The 1,801-nt window shown below is 41.4% G+C and carries 1 protein-coding gene; it reads right to left on the minus strand.

Annotated elements, in window-relative coordinates; genetic code table 11:
* A partial coding sequence (locus tag QEZ38_RS03370; RefSeq protein ID WP_281335029.1) for a Rib/alpha-like domain-containing protein occupies positions 1-1,801 on the minus strand: 1,801 nt, incomplete at both ends.

Raw genomic sequence — 1,801 nt, forward strand, 5'->3', positions numbered from 1 at the left:
TTACTGGTGTTTCTGGTGTTACCTTAGCTGGTGTTTCTACTGGAACTTCAACTGTTGGTTGACCTGGTTCTGTAATCTTACCTGTTCCTGTTACTTTACCGTCTGGTAATTCACTGTTTGGTACTTTACCTTTACCGTCTTCACCGATTGTTACTGTGATTGGCTTACCATCTTTACCTGGGATTTCTACCTTAGTTCCTGGTGGGAATGTTGATCCATCTGGTTTCTTCGGTGTTACTGTAACGTCACCTGTATTAGGATCTTGTTTAACATCTAGTGTTGGTGTCTTCTGAGCTGGTGTTGTTACATCTACTGGTTGTGATGGTTTCTTGTTAGGTTCTGTTACTGTTCCTGTTCCTGTGATATCTTTCTTAGGAAGTTTGTCATTTGGTACTTTACCTGAACCATTGTCTCCAATTGTAACTTCGATTGGTGTGTTGTTTTCACCTGGAATCACTACCTTGCTTCCTGATGGGTATGTTGATCCATCTGGTTTCTTAGGCGTTACAATCGCATCTCCATTTGGTTGTCGAGTAATTTCAATCTTACCTGGTTTTTCAGTTACTGGTGTTTCTGGTGTTACCTTAGCTGGTGTTTCTACTGGAACTTCAACTGTTGGTTGACCTGGTTCTGTAATCTTACCTGTTCCTGTTACTTTACCGTCTGGTAATTCACTGTTTGGTACTTTACCTTTACCGTCTTCACCGATTGTTACTGTGATTGGCTTACCATCTTTACCTGGGATTTCTACCTTAGTTCCTGGTGGGAATGTTGATCCATCTGGTTTCTTCGGTGTTACTGTAACGTCACCTGTATTAGGATCTTGTTTAACATCTAGTGTTGGTGTCTTACGAGCTGGTGTTGTTACATCCACTGGTTGTGATGGTTTCTTATTAGGTTCTGTTACTGTTCCTTTTCCTGGTACATCTGTCTTAGGAAGTTTGTCATTTGGTACTTTACCTGAACCATTGTCACCGATTTCAACTGGGATTGTTGTTCCATTTTCTCCTGGGATTTCTACCTTAGTTCCTGGTGGGTATGTTGATCCATCTGGTTTCTTAGGTGTTACAATCGCATCTCCATTTGGTTGTGGAGTGATTTCAATCTTACCTGGTTGTTCAGTTACTGGTGTTTCTGGTGTAACTTTACCTGGTGTTGTTACATCAGGAACTTCAACAGTTGGTTGACCTGGTTCTGTAATCTTAGCTGTACCTGGGACATCTGTCTTAGGAAGTTTGTCATTTGGTACTTTACCTTTACCATCTTCACCGATTTCAACTGGGATTGGACCATCTTCACCTGGGATTTCTACCTTAGTTCCTGGTTTGTATGGAGTTCCATCTGGTTTCTTAGGTGTTACTGTAACTTCACCTGTCTTAGGATCTTGTTCAACATCTACTGTTGGTGTCTTACGAGCTGGTGTTGTTACATCTACTGGTTGTGATGGTTTCTTATTAGGTTCTGTTACTGTTCCTTTTCCTGGTACATCTGTCTTAGGAAGTTTGTCATTTGGTACTTTACCTGAACCATTGTCACCGATTTCAACTGGGATTGTTGTTCCATTTTCTCCTGGGATTTCTACCTTAGTTCCTGGTGGGTATGTTGATCCATCTGGTTTCTTAGGTGTTACAATCGCATCTCCATTTGGTTGTGGAGTAATTTCAATCTTACCTGGTTTTTCTGTTTCTGGTGCACTTGGATCTACTACCTTAACAGTTACTGGAACTTCATCCTTAGAGCCATCTGGGTAAGTGACAACTGCTGTTGTTTTCTTATCGCCTGGTGTTGTAGTGTCTACTGG

The organism is Streptococcus taonis (assembly GCF_029948085.1).
GTDB lineage: Bacteria > Bacillota > Bacilli > Lactobacillales > Streptococcaceae > Streptococcus > Streptococcus taonis.